Here is a 16,372-nt window from a genome sequence, read left to right on the forward strand (position 1 = left end):
GGATGCACGCGATCGACGTCAACGGGCGCCACGTGGCGGTGGTGGGTGGAGGCAGGAGCGGCCTGGCCGCCAGCACGCTCGTCGTGCGTCGTGGCGGGCGAGTGACGCTCATCGATGCCAAGCCCGACCTGGCCGAGCGTGATGCCCTCGACGCGATCGGCGCGACGCTGCAACTCGGGCCGATGCCCGCCGACGTGCCCGAAGACGCGACGCTCGTGGTGGTGAGTCCCGGCGTGCGGACGGACGCGCCGCTGCTGCGGGCCGCACGCACGCGGGGCGTCCATGTGATCGGCGAACTCGAGTTCGCCTCGTCGTTCCTTGCGGGACCCGTGATCGCGATCACGGGTTCGAAGGGGAAGTCCACGACGACAACGCTGGTGGGCCGGATGATCGAAGCGTCGGGACGGCCCGTGCTCGTCGGCGGCAACATCGGAGTGCCGCTCTCGGCACTCGTCGAGGCGTCGACGCCCGCGACGTGGCACGTCGTGGAGACGAGCAGTTTCCAGCTCGAGACCATCGAGCGCTATCACCCGCACATCGCGGCGTGGCTCAACTTCTCGCCCGACCATCTCGATCGTCATGTGACCGAGGACGCGTACGAACGCGCGAAGGCTCGCGTGTTCGAGAACCAGGGGGCCGAGGACTGGGCGGTGGTGCCTGCGTCGGACGCGCGCATCACGGCGCACGCGTCGCGATCGGGTGCGCGCGTGGTGGCGTTCGGCGCCGACCTCGCTGTGGAGGATGGCGTGGGCGTTGCCGGCGACGTCATCGCGCGGCGTCGATCGCGCGAGCCCACCGAACCGCTGGTGCCGGTGGCCGCCGTGAAGCTCACGGGGCGTCACATGCTCGGCAACGTGATGGCGGCGTGCGCCGTTGCGGATCTGGCTGGCGTGTCAGGCGTGCAGATGACGCAGGCCGTCGAGGGGTTCACGGGGCTCGAGCACGCGCTCGAGTACGTGACGGCGATCGGCGCGACGCGCTTCTTCAACGACTCGAAGGCCACCAACGTCGAAGCGGCGCTCATGGCCGTCGAGGCGTTCGACGTGCCGGTGACGGCCATCGTGGGTGGTGTGTACAAGGGCGGCGATCTCGGACGTCTCGGTCAGCCGTTGCGGGCGCGCGGCGGGTCCGTCGTGGCCATCGGCGAGTCTGCGCCGCTGGTCGAACGTTCGCTCGCGCCGTTCGTGCCGGTGACGCGCGCGTCCTCGCTCGACGCCGCGGTCGTCGAAGCCCTCGCGCAACGGCGCGAAGGTGGCGTGGTGCTGCTCGCGCCTGCGTGCGCGAGCTTCGACATGTTCAGCGACTACGCGGATCGTGGTCGCGCATTCAAGGCCATCGCGGCGCGGCTTGCGCGCGATGGGGCACAGGAGGTGCGGAACGCGTGAGCGGCGAGCAGTCATCAGCAGGCGTGACGCGGTCAAGAGCTGGCCGCTGGGAACGCAGGCTGCCCCGGTCTGCGAGGTCGGTGTCTCGGCCCGTACGTCTGCTGATGACTGCTGGCTGCTCATCGTTCGTTCCGCACCCCATCGTTTCGGGCGCATCGCGCCGCGGCTTTAGAGGGGAGGGGCCATGGCTCGCAAGCTGAAATCGGACAAGTGGCTGTTCGCGGCCGCCTTCTTCCTCGTGTGCGTGAGCGTGGTGATGGTCTACAGCGCGCTGGCCGGCCGTTCCATCGACGCCGCGTCGGCGCAGTTGCTGGCGCGCCAGGCGACGTGGGCGCTGCTCGGTGGCCTCCTCACCGTGGTCGTGATGCGCGTGGACTACCGCGTGTGGCAGCACTCGACGGTGATCAACGCCGCACTGGGTGGCGTCTTCGCGGCCCTCATGCTGCTCGCGCTGATGAAGCTGGCCGGCCTGGGACACAGCGTGAAGGGCGCCGTGCGGTGGCTGGGCGTGGGCAGCGTCGGCATCCAGCCGTCGGAGTTCGCCAAGCTGGCCGTGATCCTGTTCGTGGCACGGCTCCTCAGCCAGCGCATGGACCGCGTCAACGACATGCGGAGCGTCCTGGTGCCCGTCGGTGGCGTGCTCGGCGCGATGGCGCTGCTGATCCTCTACCAGCCGGACCTGGGGACCACCATCTCGATCTGTATCGTGGCGTTCACGATGCTGTTCGCGGCGGGGTTGAGCCTGCAACATCTCGGGCTCTCCGCGCTGGCCGCGGCGCCGGCGGTCTATCTCCTCGTGTGGACGGTCCCGTATCGCCGCGCGCGCGTATTGGCGTTCCTCGACCCGTGGGCCGACCCGCTCGGGAGCGGCTTCCAGGTGATCCAGTCGCTCATCGCGGTGGGGACCGGAGGCGTGTTCGGGCGTGGCCTCATGGAGGGCGTGCAGAAAGCCCGCTTCCTGCCCGAGCCGCAGACCGACTTCATCTACGCGGTGATTTCCGAAGAGACAGGACTGATGGGTGCGACGGCGGTGCTCCTCGCGCTCCTCGTCATCGCCTGGCGCGGCCTGCGCATCGCCGCCAACGCGCAGGACCGCTTCGGCGCGTTCCTCGCGATCGGGCTGACCACGATGATGGCCATACAGGGCCTCATCAACATCAGCGTGGTGCTGGGCCTGCTGCCCACCAAGGGCCTGCCGCTGCCGTTCGTGAGCGCCGGAGGGTCGTCGATGCTGGTCAACCTGATCGGCCTCGGCATCCTCCTCAACGTGTCGCAGCACGCGGCAATCGATGCGTGACGACGTGGATGTGCGCACCGGTGAGGGACGGGGACGCCGCGTGGTGATCGCGGGGGGCGGCACGGGGGGACACCTGTACCCGGGGCTGGCCGTGGCGCACGCGCTGCGCCGGCGCGACGGGCGCACGGTGGTGAGTTTCGTGGGGACCGCGCGCGGCATCGAGGCGCGCGTGGTTCCGCAGGAGGGTTTCGACCTGGACGTGATCAGGAGCGCGGGACTGAAGGGCAAGAGCGCGGGGGCCGTTGCGCGCGGCGTGGGCCTGCTGCCGCTCAGCGCCCTCGACGCGTGGCAGGCGCTGTCGCGCCGCCGCCCCGATCTCGTGATCGGCGTGGGGGGCTACAGCTCCGGGCCCGTCGTCGCGCTGGCGGCGGCCCGCGGCATCCCCACGCTCCTGCTCGAGCAGAACGCGACGCCAGGCCTCACCAACAGGTGGCTGGCCAGGCTCGTCGACGCGGCAGGCGTCACGTACGAGTCGTCGCTGCGCTTCTTCCATGGACACGGGTTCGTGTCCGGCAACCCCGTGCGCGAGGCGTTTCTCGCCATCGGGCCGCGGCCAGCCGCGAGTGGCGGTGAACGGAGGGTCCTCGTCTTCGGAGGGTCACAGGGTGCACACGCGATCAATCAGGCGATGGTGGCGGCAGCGACGCACGTACGTGACATACAGGGCCCGTGTGCCATCGTGCACCAGACGGGAGTGCGCGATCTCGAGACGGTGAAGGCGGGATACGCGGAGGCCGGCGTGGAGGCCGACGTGCGCGCGTTCATCGACGACATGCCGCACCAGATGGCCGAGGCCGATGTGGTGGTGTGCAGGGCCGGCGCCACCACGCTTGCCGAGCTCACGGCCGCTGGCCGCGTGGGCATCCTCATCCCGTTCCCGCACGCCACCGACGATCACCAGCGTGCCAACGCCCGCACGCTCGAAGCCGCGGGTGCCGCGGTGATGCTCGAGGAGCCGGTGCTCACCGGGGAGCGACTCGCCGCCGAACTGCGCGCGCTGCTCACCGACGATGCCAGACGCCAGGCGATGGCCACACGCGCGCGCGGGCTGGCGCGACCGGACGCAGCCGACGTGATCGCCGCGCGTGCCGATGCGCTGATGGCGGGGGTGCACTGACATGGCCACCAAGACCCGTCACGTGCACTTTGTCGGCATCGGCGGCATCGGCATGAGCGGCATCGCCGAACTGCTCGTGAACCTCGGCTACCGCGTGAGCGGATCCGATGCGCGAGCCACCGACATCACGCGACGGCTCGCGTCGATGGGCGCACGCATCCACGAGGGGCATGCCGCCGACCATCTCGGCGACGCCTCCGTGGTGGTCGTGACGTCGGCGGCCCGTGAAGACAACCCGGAGATCGTCGAGGCGCGCCGGCGCGGGATTCCGGTGATCGCGCGCGCGGAGATGCTCGCCGAGTTGATGCGGCTGCGCCGCATCGGCGTGGCGATCGGCGGCGCGCACGGCAAGACCACCACCACGTCGATGGTCGCGCTGATGCTCGAACGCGCCGGACTGGATCCGACAGCCGTCATCGGCGGCCGCCTGAGCGCGTTCGGCAGCAATGCGCGCCTCGGCGGCGGCGACGTGATCGTGGCCGAAGCCGACGAGAGCGACGGCTCGTTCCTGAAGCTCTCGCCCGCAATCAGCGTGATCACGAACGTCGATCGCGAGCACCTCGATCACTACGGCACGTTCGAGCGCGCGCTCGACGCGTTCGTGACGTTCGCCAACACGGTCCCGTTCGACGGTGCCGTGATCGTGGGCGTCGACGACCCGGTGCTGGCGGGCCTCGTGTCGCGGATGACACGCCGCGTCGTGACGTACGCCACCGATCGCGACGACGCCACGATCGTCGCGCGCGCGATCACGTCGGGCCAGGGCTCATCGTCGTGCGAGGTGTGGCGGCGTCCGCCGGGCGTGGACGCCGCTGAGTACCTCGGTACGCTGCGCCTGCACGTGCCCGGCCGCCACAACCTGCGCAATGCGCTCGCGGCCGTCGGCGTGGGACTCGAGCTCGGACTCGCGTTCGACCAGATCGCAGCAGGACTCGCGGACTTCCGCGGTGCCGAGCGACGGCTGCAGGTGGTGGGTGAACGCGCGGGCGTGCTTGTCGTGGACGACTACGGGCATCACCCCACGGAAATCGCGGCCGTCATCGCGGCCTGTCGTGAGGCGTGGAACCGGCGCCTCGTGCTCGTGTTCCAGCCGCATCGCTACACGCGCACCGCGGGCTTGCTGCCGGAGTTCGCCGAGGTCCTGGCGCGGGCAGACATGGTGTGCCTGCTCCCGATCTACGCGGCGAGCGAGGATCCGATCGCCGGCGTGTCGTCGGGAGTGCTCGGTGATGCCATCGCGAAGCACGGCGGCGCACCGGTGCACCTCGTTGCAGATCTTGTCGAGGCGCCGGCCACAGTGGCGTCGCTCCTGCGCGAAGGCGATCTCGTCGTGACGCTCGGTGCCGGTTCGATCGGCACGCTCGGCCCGCGCCTGCTCGACGCGCTGGAGGTGCAGGCCTGATGCCTCGCCGCCAGACGGCACAGGGCACGCGTCGGGTGCCGTCAGCGACGCGCGATCCGCGCCTGTTGCGTGCGCGTGACGGCGGACACCGCCGAGGCGGCGCGTGGCGCACGTACGCGCCCGACGTACTGCGCGTGGGCGCAATCGTGGCGCTGCTCCTGGGATCGGGTTGGTACGTGCAGGACGTGATGACCAGTTCGCGGGCGTTCGCCGTGCGCGAGTTGAAGGTGATCGGCGCGCAGCGGTTGTCGGAGGGCGAGGTCGAGGCACTGCTTGATGGCCTGAAAGGCCACAACATCGTGACCACGCCGCTCGAGACGTGGCGCGAGAAGCTGCTCGCGTCGCCGTGGGTACGTGAAGCCAGCCTGCGGCGCGCGCTGCCGGGTACCATCGAGGTCCGCATCGTCGAACGCCTGCCGATGGTCATCGCGCGCGCGGGGGACGCGCTGCTCCTGGTCGATGAACTGGGCGCGATCGTGGACGAGTTCGGACCCCGTTACGGCGCGATCGACCTGCCGATCGTCGAAGGTCTCGCCGCCGGAAGGGCGGGCGACGGTCCGTTCGACCAAGCGCGCGTCGCGCTCGTGGCCGCGGCGGTCGCCTCGCTGCGAGACGCGTCGCTGCTCGATCGCGTGTCGCAGATCGACGTCTCCGACGCACGGGATCTCGCCGTGATGCTGATGGGCGATCCCGCGGTGCTCCACCTCGGACGCGAGCGGTTCGCCGAACGCGTGCAGGCGTACCTCGAGATGGGCGATCGGTTGACCCGCATGGTCGATCAGGTCGCGTCGGTGGACTTGCGGTTCGGAGACCGCGTGTACGTACGACCCCGCAAGCCGGGGGTGACATTTGCGTCGATGCCGCAGGTGACCGACGTGGGCACCGTGGAAGAGGCGCTGGCGGAGCCAGATGACGATGACGGGCAGCAGTGAGGGCGGGATGGATACGGGGGGAGGGCGCCGTGGCGCGGAGTGAACGCTACCTGGTTGGGCTCGACGTGGGCACCACCAAGGTCGCCGTGATCGTCGGAGAAGTGACTGACGAAAGCGGCGTCGAGATCATCGGCATCGGCACGGCAGATGCGAGGGGGATCCGGCGCGGCGCCGTGGTCAACCTCGAGGAAGCCGTCGAGTCGATCAAGAAGGCGATCGAGGAAGCCGAGTTGACCGCCGGCATCGAGATCGACTCGGTCTACATGACGCTGTCTGGCGCCCACATCAAGGGCTTCAACAGCCGCGGCGTGGTTGCCGTCTCGGGCAAGACACGAGAGATCACGCGCGAGGACGTCCGTCGCGCGATCGACGCCGCCAAGGCGTTCGCGCTGCCGAGCGGCCGCGAGATCCTGCACGTGCTCCCGCAGGACTTCGCCGTCGACGACGAGGAGGGCATCGCGGATCCGGTTGGCATGACGGGATCGCGGCTCGACGTCAACGTGCACATCGTGACGGGCGGCGCCGCGTCCATGCAGAACCTCATCGCCTGCGTGAATCGCGCGGGCGTGACGGTGGTGGACACGGTGCTCGAGCAGATCGCCGCGGCCGAAGCGGTGCTCACGCCAGACGAGCGCGAACTCGGCGTGGCTGTCGTCGACATCGGCGGCGGCACCACGGACTTCGCGATCTTCGAGCGCGGCAGCCTGTGGCATACGGGCGTGGTGGCGATCGGCGGCGATCACTTCACCAACGACATCGCCGTCGGATTGCGCACGCCGGTGCCAGACGCCGAGAAACTGAAGCGCCGTTGCGGGTGCGCGCTCAACTCGATGGTGGGCGAGGACGAGACGATGGAGGTGGCCAGCGTGGGCGGCCGCCGTCCGCGGGTGATGTCGCGCCGCATCCTCTCGCAGATCCTGCAACCACGCGCCGAGCAGGTGTGTCACATGCTGTGGGACGAGATCGAGAAGGCCGGCTGCAGCAACTCGCTGCACTCGGGCATCGTGCTGACGGGCGGCGGAGCGGCGCTCGACGGCATGGCCGAGATCGCCGAGCAGATCTTCGACCTGCCGGTGCGCCGCGGCGTGCCGACGGGGGCGTACGGGCTTGGCGATCAGGCCAGCAGCCCCATCTACGCGACGGCCGTCGGTGCCGTCATGTATGCGAGCCGCAACAGGAACCAGGTGACACCAAAGCCCATGGGCTGGCGGCGTCTGCTGGAATCGGTGAGCTCCATGTTCAACAACTTCTTCATCGGGCGATGACGGCGGGGCAAGGGGACGGGGGAGGCATGGACAGCAACGGACAGGGCGGCATCGGCCGGCGGCGACTGGCGGGAATCACCGACGAGCAGGCACTGCGCCTGACGCTCGACACGGAAGTACGGGCCGGCGCGCGCATCAAGGTCGTGGGCGTGGGCGGCGGCGGCAGCAATGCCGTCAACAGGATGGTGCGCTCCGGTCTCACCGGCGTCGAGTTCGTCGTCGCCAACACCGACGTGCAGGCGCTGCAGCAGAGTCCCGCGTCGACCAAGATCCAGATCGGCGGCAAGCTGACCAAGGGACTCGGCGCGGGGGCCGACCCGAATGTCGGCCGCAACGCCGCGCTCGAAGACACGGATCGGCTCATCGAGGTGCTCGACGGCGCGGACATGGTGTTCGTGACGACAGGGCTCGGTGGCGGGACCGGTACCGGTGCCGCGCCGGTGATCGCGAGCCTGGCGACCGAACTCGGCGCGCTGACGATCGCCGTGGTCACCAAGCCGTTCAAGTTCGAGGGCAAGCGCCGCGCGCAGCAGGCCGAGCGCGGGCTCGACGATCTGCGCGAGTGCGTGGACACCGTCATCACGATCCCGAACGAGCGCCTGCTCGCGACGATCGATCGCCGCACGCCGCTGCCGGAGGCGTTCGCCGCCGCCGACGACATCCTGCGCCAGGCCATCCAGGGCATCTCCGACCTGATCCTGGTGCCTGGGCTCATCAATCTCGACTTCGCCGACGTGAAGACGATCATGTCGGGCATGGGCCTGGCGATCATGGGCACCGGCGTGGCCGAGGGTGAAGACCGAGCGATGCAGGCCGCCAATCGCGCCATCTCCAGCCCGTTGCTCGAAGACGCCTCCGTGCGCGGCGCGCGCGGCGTGATCATCAATGTGACGGGCGGCTCCGACATCTCGCTCACGGAAGTGAGCGAAGCCTCCGCCATCATCCAGGAAGCCGCGCACGAAGATGCCAACATCATCTTCGGCGCGGTGGTCGACCCGGCGATGGCGGGGACGATCAAGATCACGGTGATTGCGACGGGGTTTGACAGGACTGATGCGCTGCACCGCGGCGCGACCCATCGCACGCCTGCCGATCTGACCCACTACCAGAGCGAGGGCGTGTGGCAGGCGCCGCCTGGCGCTGCCGCACCCGCGGTCCCGAGCGTGGCACCGCCCTTCACGCGGCGGCTGCCTGTCGAGATCGGGCCGACGGCGTTCTCGATCGACGAGGAACTCGCCACCGGCACCGATGCGGCGTCGCCGCTCGACTACCCGGCGTTCCTGAGCAACCGCGGCCATCAGTAGCCTGAGTCGGCCCTTCGGCCGGCTCAGGGCGACCAGAGCCGAGTCGAGGGCCGGGCCCGACCCTCGCGATGAGGCGCCGGCCCGCGTGGTATCTTCGAGGGATTCCCCATGCGCGATCGACGTGTCCTGTCGAGTGCGCGAGGCATTCTCTCGATGAAGGCACAGGACCTCCGCGATCGGGCCCGGGCCACGCTGGCCCGCGAAGCCGGCGTGATCGCGAAGCCGCACGGCCAGCGGCTCCGCGTGGCCCTCGCGTTCCCGAACACCTACCACATCGGGATGTCCAATCTGGGCTTCCAGACTGTCTACCGTCTCTTCAACGAGATGGACGATGTGGTGTGTGAGCGCGTGTTCCTGCCGCCTCGACAGGAACTGCAGGCGCAGCGCGCCGCCGGCCTCTCGCTCCTCACCATCGAGTCGCAGACGCCGGTCAAGGACTTCGACGTCTTCGCGCTGTCGGTGTCGTTCGAGTGGGACTATCCCAACGTCCTCACGTTGCTGCGGCTGGCGGGGTTGCCGGTGTATGCGGCCGATCGACAGGCCGGACACGATCCGCTCGTCGTGCTCGGCGGCGCCGTCACGTTCGTCAATCCTGAACCGCTGGCGCTCTTTGCCGACGTGATTGCCGCCGGCGAGGGCGAGGTGCTCGTGCCCACGCTGGTGCAGCGGATCAGGGAGGCCACCGGACGCGCGGGCCTGCTGCAGGCGCTCGGGCACGACAGGGGGTTTTACATCCCCTCGGCCTGGACCCCCGATTACGCCGAAGACGGGTCGCTGCGCGGGATGATCGGCGACCCCGCTCGCGGCGGCGTGGCGCCGGTGCAGAAAGCCGCGGTGCGGACCACCGAGTTGCTCGATCCGCCGCACACGCAGGTCTTCACGCCAGACACGGAGTTCGGGTCGCGGTTCCTCGTCGAAGTCGTGCGCGGGTGCGCGAACCTGTGTCGGTTCTGCTGGGCCGGGTACAACTACCTGCCGGTCCGTGCGTTCGACGCGGAGCGCATTCTGGCGCTCGCCGAACGGGCGCGGCCGCACGCCACGCGTGCCGGCCTCGTGTCGATCGCGCTGTGCGATCACCCCGAGATCGACCACATCCTCGAGAGCCTGGCCGGCATGGGCTACTCGATCAGCCCTGCCTCGCTGCGGCTCGACGACCTGAGCGCGTCGATCGTCTCGCGCCTCGTGAAGAGCGGGGAACGCGGCGTCACCATCGCGCCCGAAGCCGGGTCCGATCGCCTGCGCCGGGTGATCAACAAGACGTTCACCAACGAGGAGATCCTCGCCAAGGCGCACCTGCTGTTCTCGAACGGCGTCGAGAACCTGAAGCTGTATTTCATGATCGGGTTGCCGAGCGAGACTGACGAGGATCTCGTCGCCATGCGCGACCTGACCGAGCAGTTGCGCACCGTCATGCTCCAGTACGGGCGCACGCGCGGTCGTCTCGGACGCATCGTGGCCAGCGTCAACCCGCTCATCCCGAAGCCCGGGACGGCGTACCAGTGGCTACCGATGGAGGATCCGGCGATCACCGATCGCAAGGCCAAACGACTGAAGACACTCGTCTCCGGTCTCGACAACGTGTACTTCACGGTGAAGTCCGAGCGGCACTCCTACTATCAGGCGCTCATGTCGCTCGGCGACAGGCGCGTGGCGCCGGTCATCGACATGGCGGAGCGCAACGGCGGCCAGTGGCGCGAGGCCGTTGCCGCGACCGGCGTCGACGCGAACTTCTACATCTTCCGCGACCGCAGTCGCGACGCGTTCCTGCCGTGGGACGTCATCGATGGCGGGATGAAGGCGTCGTTCTTCCGCAGCGAGTTCGACAAGGCCATGCGCGCCGAGTGGACACTTCCGCCGAAGCGCCAGCAGGACAACGCACGTCTCCTCCCGGTCATCTCCTGACCGGCACTCCTGTTCCGTGCGCGCCCGGCTGGCCATCCCGCTGTTCGTCCTCGCCTGGGCGGCCGCAGCTGTTGCGTCACTGGTGATCGGACTCGGGCCGCTGTCGGTGCCGGCGATCGGGCTGTCCATCTCGCATCCTTTCCGTCTGCTCGCCATGGCGGCGATCGCCGTACTCGCGGCTGCGTGGTGCCGTGGGGGCGTTGGCCGACTGCTCGACGACCTGGCGCGGGCGCGCGGGCCCTACGTGACCACGCTCGTGCTCATCGTGCTGGCGTTGGCGGCGCTGCTGCACGCACGCGGCGCCGTGAGCGTTGGCGGCGCGGACTCGGCCGGATATCTCGCGCAGGCGCAGCGGTGGCGCAACGGCCGGTTGCACGAGCCGCTGCCCCTGTCGATCCCCGGCGTGGCCGACCCGTGGGCGCAGAGCGGACTTGGCGTGCGTCCGGACGCGACGGGCATGGCGACAGTGCCGACATACCCTCCCGGCCTGCCCTGGCTCGAAGCCGTGGCCCTGTCTGCGGGCGGTTCCGTCGCGGCCGGCCATGCTGCCGCCGTTCGCGTGATACCCGCTGTTGCGACCCTCATCGCACTCCTGGCGCTCTGGTGCCTCGCCCTGTCGCGGACCGGTATGACCGGCGCCGCGGTGGCCGTTGCGGACGTGGCGTCGCTGCCGCCGTTCCTGTACCAGGCCCTCCAGCCGATGTCCGACGTCCCTGCGCTCGCTGCGTGGCTGGCCGCGCTCGCGCTGGCCGATCGTGCGTCGCGCCACACCCGCGCGGGCCGCGCGTGGATGTCGCTCGGCGGCGCTGCCGTGGCAACGCTCGTCGCGATCCTGATCCGGCCCAACCTCGCGCCACTCGCATGTGCCGTCGCGTGGCAGGCAGGCCTTCGTTCCGAGGCCCTGCGACGCGTCCTCGCGATCGCCGCCGCCACGCTCGTCGCCGTCGTGACAGTGGCGTGCGTGCAGGCGTTCCTCTACGGATCGCCGATGCAGTCCGGCTACGGCCGTGCCTCCGAGTTGTTCGCACTCGCGCACGCGCCCGCCAACGTCGTCCGCTACGCGTCGTGGCTGCGCGAGGCGATTGCCGGCCCCGCGTGCGTGGCTCTCGCTGCCGGCGCCGTGTGGCTCGTCGTGGTCGCCTCGCGCGATGCGGCCTGGCGTCCGCTCACGGCGATGGCCGCCATCACCGTGGTGCTCTACGCGATGTACCAGCCGTTCGACTCGTGGACGTATCTCCGTTTCGTACTGATGCCTCTGGTGATCGCGCCGCTCGGTGTCGCGCATCTCGTCGGTCGTCTGGCGCATGGTCGCCTCGCTCGATGGACGTTCCCTGTCGTCGCCTGTCTCGTCCTTGCCCTGACCATCACGAACCTGCGTCTCGCGCGCGACCTCGGCGTGTTCGATGTGCGCGCGCGCGAGTACCGCTACCTGGCAGCGGGCGAATTCGTGCGCACTCAACTACCCGCGGACGTCGTGATCGTGGCCGCCCAGCACAGCGCCTCGGCGCCGTACTACAGCGGACGGCCCGTCATCCGGCCGGACATCCTTTCGCCCGACGCCTTCAACCGCGTGATCGACTGGGCCGCCCGTGAGAGCCGCCCGCTCGCGTTCGTGCTCGACGAGTCCGAACGCGCGGAGTTGCTGCACCGGTTCGCCGACAGCGCCATCGCCCGTTTCGACTGGCCGCCGCGTGCCGAGATCGGAAGACCCGTCACCACACGCGTGTGGCTCGCCGGCGACAAGGCCGTCCACGACGCCGGTGGCCATGTGTCCACGGCGAGACTCACGCGGAGTCCGCGGTAGCGAGCGCGTTCTGCGCCTCGTACTCGGTGTAGGCCGCCAGGATGGCCTCCCGCAACGGTTCCTGCGCCGTCGAGTCGGCCATCGGGCGCAGCAGCGCGAAGCTCCGTCGCTCTCCATTGACCGAATAGCTGCGCGCCGGAAACGTCACGTTGCGCCGTCCTGCAGGGGTTCGGCGTTCCCAGATGGCGAAACCGATCAGCTTGAGGCCATCCAACTGGCCTTGTGTGAAGAGCAGTTCGGCGTCAGCAAGTTTTCCTGCGGGGCTGGCCTGCTCGTTGGCGGCGATGATCCTGATCGTCATGGCCTGTCTCTCCTCGGGCGCGTATCGCCGGGCCGGGCAAGCCCGGCCCCTCCGCTGCGTCGCGTTCTCTTGCGCGAGGTCAATTCAACCTTCTTGCCAAATGTCGTATCGGCATCGGTACAGGCCTGTAACACGCTGTGAATGAATGACTTGTCTGGCCGTATCGGCGATGGGTGGCATCGCTCCAACTCCGGCAGGAGCGCGATCGCTGTGAACGCGCGTTGTCGTCGGCGTGACGTAGCGATTCGAGTTATCGCGAAGCGCCGGCGTCTTGTGTCGTTCGGGACAGGGGAACGACAGTTGGCGTCGGGAACCGCGCGTTGCATGATCGCGGGCGTGACATTGCCGCAGCCGCGAGCGCCGTTCATGTGGGTCGAGACTCCATGGGGGCCTGCGCTGCAGTGCGAGTCGCTGAATGAGTTCGCCACCCATGTCTTCACGGCGCGAGGCATCGACGTGCCACATGCAGACGAGGGGACGGGCTGGCTGGCGATCGCCGACTGGTTCGGCGTTCCGGCGTCACACGTGTGGCGGCTGAAGCAGGTCCACGGTGTGGCGGCTCACACGGATGCGCTGCCGTGTGACGGCACGTGGCCCGATGGCGATCTCCTGGCGACTGACCAGCCTGAGGTCGCCGTTGCCGTTCGGACGGCCGATTGCGTGCCGATCCTGTTGGCCGATCGCCGGACGGGCGTCGTGGCCGCCGTGCATGCCGGATGGCGCGGGACCGTTGCGGGCGCGGCCGGCAGGATGGTGGACGTCATGCGCGAACGGTTCGGGACGCGCGCCGACGACCTGGTCGCCGCCGTCGGCCCCTGCATCGGACCTCACGTCTACGAAGTCGGTGAGGGCGTCATCGATGCCTTCGCTGCTGCGTGGCCTGCGCAGGGCGAGGCGCGGTCGTGGTGGACGGTGCGCGACACGCCCGGGAAGTATCTGCTCGATCTCTGGACAGCGACGCGCGATCAACTCGTTGCCGCAGGACTCGACGCCGCACACATCCACGTCGCCCATCTCTGCACGGCCACGCATGCCGGCGTCTTCCATTCCTGGCGCGCCAACGGCGCGGCAGCCGGACGCATGGTCGCGGCTGTCAGTCCACGTCGAAGTCGAAGCGCTGGGCGGTGAGGCGTGTGCTGGGCAGGGCTGGCTCTGACGGCCTGGGAATGCTGATCGTGCGCGGAGCCAGCGGCTCGGGCTCCTGCGGCAGCGCCTCGGGCCCGGCCTCCGCCACCGGCTTGCCTTCGACGATGTCCATGGCCTGGTTGGAGAGTTTGTCGGCGACCTTGTTCTGCTCGCGACGCACGTGCTCGAGCGCCACTCGGTCGAGCCGTGCCACCAGGGCCTTCGCCTCGGCGTGCAGCACCTGCATGGTCGCGTGCTTCACCTTGTACTCGCCGCGCATCTGCTTGATGACGAGCTCCGAGTCCATGCGCACGCGCAGCGCGCGGTGACCGTGGTCGAGCGTCCACTGCAGCGCGGCGATGAGGCCCGAGTACTCCGCAACGTTGTTGGTGGCGGTGCCGAGCGGCCCGACGAGTTCAGCCAGCGTCTGTCCGTCGCTGTCGAGGATGTGCACGCCATAGCCCGCAGGTCCCGGGTTTCCGCGCGCGCCGCCGTCCGTATACGCCGTGATCATCGCGGCTGATCGTAACCCGTCGACCTTCCCGGCAGGCCCGGCGTGAGGGCGTCTACTGAACCGGCGCCGGTGCCGGCGCCGGCTTGACGGGATACAGGATCCGCGTGCAGTTCTCGCAGAGAACCAGCTTCTCGCCGCGACGCACGTCGGATGCGACCATCGGCCGGTTCTTGACGTTACAGCCGACGCACAGCTCGCCCTTCAGGTCGGCGATCGCATGGCGCGGATAGCGCTTCGCGGCCTTGTCGTACATGGCCAGCGCGGCGGGCTCGATCGTAGGGCGGAGCGCGGCGATGCTGCCTTCCACTGCGGCCAGTTCGAGTCTGTGGCGCTGTGTCTGGTCAGCAAGCCCCGCAATCGCCACCCCGGCGGCATCCAGGCGCTCGGCGACGAGCCGCCCGGCCGCGTCGGCCTGCGGCGCGAGTTCGTCGAGTTCGAACAACAGCGCGATCGTCTGATCCTCGCGGCCCTTCAGTTCGCCTTCGACCGTCGCGATCTCGTGCTGGACGGCCTCGTACTCGCGGTTGTTGGTCACGGCCATGAGCTGCTGCCTGAACTTGGTCAGGCGCTGCTGGGCGGCCGCCACGTCGCGATCGCCGGCTCGCCGCAGGGTCTGCCGGTCTTGGATGGTGGCGGTCAGGGACGCGAGCGCGGCCCTGGCCTCTGCGACGGGCGCTTCGATCTCACGGCGACGCTGATCTCCGGCGTCGATGTCGGTCTGGAGGACTGCCGCCTGTCGCTCCAGTTCCTGCAGACGGTGGAGCTGGTCGAGACTCGGATGCACACCGCGACGGTATCACGGGGGGAGCCGGCAACCGGCAACCGGCAACCGGTCTCTACACGAGGGCGGCACGCGCCAAGGACATTCCTTGGGAATCCGGCATTCCACGCGTTTGCACTTCGCATTCCTTTTCCGGTTGCCTGTTGTCGGTTGCCCGTTGCCGGCGCCGTGTCCCGCGCCGAAGCGCCGCAGGCGCGAAGGCGAGCCACAATACTGCCGTGAACGAAGCTGTCGACATCATCGTCGTGGGGGCGGGGCCGGTCGGGTTGGCGTGTGCGTTGGAGGCCAAGCGGGCGGGGTTGCGGGCGCGAGTGCTCGACAAGGGCGCGCTGGTCAACTCGATCGTGGGCTACCCGGCGCGGATGGAGTTCTTCTCGACCCCCGACCTGATCGAGATCGGCGGACATCCGTTCCCCGTGCAGGCCTACAAGCCGACCCGTGAGGCAGGGCTCGAGTACTACAGGGGTGTGACGGCGCGGGAGGAGCTCGACGTCCGCCTCTACGAGCGCGTCACCGCCCTCGGCGGCGAGATGGGCGACTTCATCGTCGAGACGACGCGCGGGGCCCATCGCGCGAAGTACGTGATCGTCGCGACGGGCTTCTTCGACGTGCCCAACAGGCTCGACGTGCCGGGCGAGGATCTGCCGCACGTGACGCACTACTATCGCGAGCCGTTCCCGTACGTGCAGCAGCGCGTGGTGGTCATCGGCGCGAAGAACTCCGCGGCCAAGGCGGCGCTCGACTGTCACAGGCACGGCGCGCACGTCACGCTGGTGGTGCGTGGCGGGACGCTCTCGGACAGCATCAAGTACTGGATTCGCCCCGATCTCGAGAACCGCATCAAGGAAGGTTCGATCGTCGTGCACTTCAACACCATCGTCGACGAGATTCGCGAGAGTTCGATCCGCCTCACCACCCCCGATGGCCCCGTCGACGTCGCCGCCGACTTCGTGCTTGCCATGACGGGATACCAGCCGGACTTCTCGTTGCTGGCGTCGCTCGGCATCACGTTCGCAGACGATGGGTGTCGCACGCCGATCTTCGACGAGACGACGTTCGAGACGGTGCGACGAGGCGTCTTCGTCGCAGGTACCGTGTGCGGCGGCCTTCGGACCAATCGCTGGTTCATCGAGAACGGTCGCTTCCACGCCCGGCAGATCGTGGCGCACCTCTCGGGACGTCACCCCGAAGCCATCCCCTTTGCGACGATTCACTGGAAGACGGAAGAGTAAACTGCTGCGAA

General features: G+C 69.1%; 14 protein-coding genes. 11 read left to right on the forward strand and 3 right to left on the reverse strand.

Features of this window, described 5'->3' with window-relative positions:
- Positions 1-2 precede the first annotated feature (2 nt).
- The 9 genes from murD (at position 3) to IT182_15150 (ending at position 12,408) form a co-directional block, all read left to right on the forward strand.
- Entirely contained in the window at positions 3-1,385 is a 1,383-nt protein-coding gene (murD, locus tag IT182_15110; GenBank protein MCC6164678.1) for a UDP-N-acetylmuramoyl-L-alanine--D-glutamate ligase, read from the forward strand.
- A gap of 184 nt (positions 1,386-1,569) precedes the next feature.
- Entirely contained in the window at positions 1,570-2,682 is a 1,113-nt protein-coding gene (gene ftsW, locus IT182_15115; protein ID MCC6164679.1) for a putative lipid II flippase FtsW, read from the forward strand.
- Entirely contained in the window at positions 2,675-3,799 is a 1,125-nt protein-coding gene (gene murG, locus IT182_15120) for an undecaprenyldiphospho-muramoylpentapeptide beta-N-acetylglucosaminyltransferase (protein ID MCC6164680.1), read from the forward strand. Before ftsW ends, murG begins: the two co-directional genes overlap by 8 nt.
- Before the next feature lies 1 nt (position 3,800).
- A complete protein-coding gene (locus tag IT182_15125; GenBank protein ID MCC6164681.1) occupies positions 3,801-5,201 on the forward strand; it encodes a UDP-N-acetylmuramate--L-alanine ligase in 1,401 nt (466 codons plus the stop codon).
- Entirely contained in the window at positions 5,201-6,133 is a 933-nt protein-coding gene (locus IT182_15130; GenBank protein MCC6164682.1) for an FtsQ-type POTRA domain-containing protein, read from the forward strand. The genes IT182_15125 and IT182_15130 overlap by 1 nt, the downstream gene beginning before the upstream one ends.
- Positions 6,134-6,162: 29 nt before the next feature.
- The gene (gene ftsA / locus IT182_15135) at positions 6,163-7,398 is read left to right on the forward strand and encodes a cell division protein FtsA (GenBank protein ID MCC6164683.1); all 1,236 of its coding nucleotides are present in this window, start codon (positions 6,163-6,165) and stop codon (positions 7,396-7,398) included.
- A 26-nt stretch (positions 7,399-7,424) separates the two neighbouring features.
- Positions 7,425-8,702 (forward strand): cell division protein FtsZ, encoded by a 1,278-nt coding sequence (gene ftsZ / locus IT182_15140; GenBank protein ID MCC6164684.1) that lies wholly within the window; start codon positions 7,425-7,427, stop codon positions 8,700-8,702.
- A 108-nt stretch (positions 8,703-8,810) separates the two neighbouring features.
- Entirely contained in the window at positions 8,811-10,604 is a 1,794-nt protein-coding gene (locus IT182_15145) for a radical SAM protein (GenBank protein MCC6164685.1), read from the forward strand.
- Positions 10,605-10,620: 16 nt separating this feature from the next.
- Positions 10,621-12,408, forward strand: coding sequence for a hypothetical protein (locus tag IT182_15150; protein MCC6164686.1), 1,788 nt, complete (start codon positions 10,621-10,623; stop codon positions 12,406-12,408).
- Here IT182_15150 and IT182_15155 read toward each other — a convergent pair.
- Positions 12,389-12,709 (reverse strand): hypothetical protein, encoded by a 321-nt coding sequence (locus IT182_15155; protein ID MCC6164687.1) that lies wholly within the window; start codon positions 12,707-12,709, stop codon positions 12,389-12,391. The two genes, IT182_15150 and IT182_15155, sit on opposite strands and share 20 nt — an antisense overlap.
- A gap of 336 nt (positions 12,710-13,045) precedes the next feature.
- On the opposite strand from IT182_15155, the gene pgeF reads away from it, so the two are divergent.
- On the forward strand, positions 13,046-13,837 hold the full coding sequence (gene pgeF / locus IT182_15160; GenBank protein MCC6164688.1) for a peptidoglycan editing factor PgeF: 792 nt from the start codon (positions 13,046-13,048) through the stop codon (positions 13,835-13,837).
- Here the strand turns inward: pgeF and IT182_15165 are convergent.
- Together IT182_15165 and IT182_15170 are read right to left on the reverse strand one after the other, a co-directional pair.
- Positions 13,803-14,348: a ribonuclease HI family protein gene (locus IT182_15165; protein MCC6164689.1), complete on the reverse strand. Its 546-nt coding sequence runs from the start codon at positions 14,346-14,348 to the stop codon at positions 13,803-13,805. The genes pgeF and IT182_15165 overlap by 35 nt on opposite strands.
- A gap of 52 nt (positions 14,349-14,400) precedes the next feature.
- Complete coding sequence (locus IT182_15170; GenBank protein ID MCC6164690.1) at positions 14,401-15,132, reverse strand: hypothetical protein; 732 nt, start codon at positions 15,130-15,132, stop codon at positions 14,401-14,403.
- A 215-nt stretch (positions 15,133-15,347) separates the two neighbouring features.
- On the opposite strand from IT182_15170, the gene ypdA reads away from it, so the two are divergent.
- On the forward strand, positions 15,348-16,361 hold the full coding sequence (gene ypdA, locus IT182_15175) for a YpdA family putative bacillithiol disulfide reductase (protein ID MCC6164691.1): 1,014 nt from the start codon (positions 15,348-15,350) through the stop codon (positions 16,359-16,361).
- The last annotated feature ends 11 nt before the right edge of the window (positions 16,362-16,372 follow it).

The sequence above is a fragment of the Acidobacteriota bacterium genome (assembly GCA_020845575.1).
Classification (GTDB): Bacteria; Acidobacteriota; Vicinamibacteria; order Vicinamibacterales; family Vicinamibacteraceae; genus Luteitalea.

What these genes read in the sequence shown, in the direction of transcription:
- murD (MCC6164678.1), top strand. Translation starts at nt 3, where the DNA reads ATGCACGCGATCGACGTCAACGGGCGCCACGTGGCGGTGGTGGGTGGA.
- ftsW (MCC6164679.1), top strand. Translation starts at nt 1,570, where the DNA reads ATGGCTCGCAAGCTGAAATCGGACAAGTGGCTGTTCGCGGCCGCCTTC.
- murG (MCC6164680.1), top strand. Translation starts at nt 2,675, where the DNA reads ATGCGTGACGACGTGGATGTGCGCACCGGTGAGGGACGGGGACGCCGC.
- IT182_15125 (MCC6164681.1), top strand. Translation starts at nt 3,801, where the DNA reads ATGGCCACCAAGACCCGTCACGTGCACTTTGTCGGCATCGGCGGCATC.
- IT182_15130 (MCC6164682.1), top strand. Translation starts at nt 5,201, where the DNA reads ATGCCTCGCCGCCAGACGGCACAGGGCACGCGTCGGGTGCCGTCAGCG.
- ftsZ (MCC6164684.1), top strand. Translation starts at nt 7,425, where the DNA reads ATGGACAGCAACGGACAGGGCGGCATCGGCCGGCGGCGACTGGCGGGA.
- IT182_15145 (MCC6164685.1), top strand. Translation starts at nt 8,811, where the DNA reads ATGCGCGATCGACGTGTCCTGTCGAGTGCGCGAGGCATTCTCTCGATG.
- IT182_15155 (MCC6164687.1), bottom strand. Translation starts at nt 12,709, where the DNA reads ATGACGATCAGGATCATCGCCGCCAACGAGCAGGCCAGCCCCGCAGGA.
- IT182_15165 (MCC6164689.1), bottom strand. Translation starts at nt 14,348, where the DNA reads ATGATCACGGCGTATACGGACGGCGGCGCGCGCGGAAACCCGGGACCT.